This is a genomic window from Vibrio sp. Y176 (assembly GCF_033438945.1).
Window position 1 is genome coordinate 1 of record NZ_JAWOQS010000858.1, and the last position, 583, is coordinate 583.

The window sequence follows — 583 nt, forward strand, 5'->3', positions numbered from 1 at the left end:
CTCATTGAAATATATAGCATTAGGCAACATGAAGTCGCCGAAAAATCAAAATCTCTACTGGAGTAAGCTATCTGCTCTATTTCGTTTCCTTGAAATGAAATAGCGATTTAATTTTAAGATAAAAGCTACAGTTATCATGCTCCTCGATAAGCTTAGATGGCTGTAGCTTTTTCTTCATCCACAACTAATCAAAACTCAAAAGTTCAAGCCTACATAAAGTCTATTCAAAATTAGGCACTGCTGAACCATTTCGTTCAACCCTACACGCACCAAAATGAATAACCTTATATTCTATTCCAGATAGTTTGATTGCTTTAAAGATATCGGATAGATGTTTCTTATGCTTTTTGTCTATCACAAACGCGATATCAACATCTTCACTTAATGGATGAATTTGCTGCTCTTTTAACAAAGAATCCGTGCTCTCATGATGGTATAAGGCATAATCTTTAACTAAACAACCTTCGGAAACTTTGTCTTTTCTATATATAGCAAAGCTCCTCATTTCCTCCAAAATTGCATCGGTAGATTTATTGCGAGTCTTAGCCAGCATATCTAAATCATCCTTAGTTAAACCAGACTC

Annotated in this window: 1 protein-coding gene; it reads right to left on the bottom strand. The window is 34.8% G+C overall.

Annotated elements, in window-relative coordinates; translation table 11 throughout:
- Positions 1 to 220: 220 nt before the first annotated feature.
- On the bottom strand, positions 221 to 583 hold a 363-nt coding region (locus R7O13_RS29060; protein WP_412125746.1), incomplete at its 5' end, for a putative adhesin.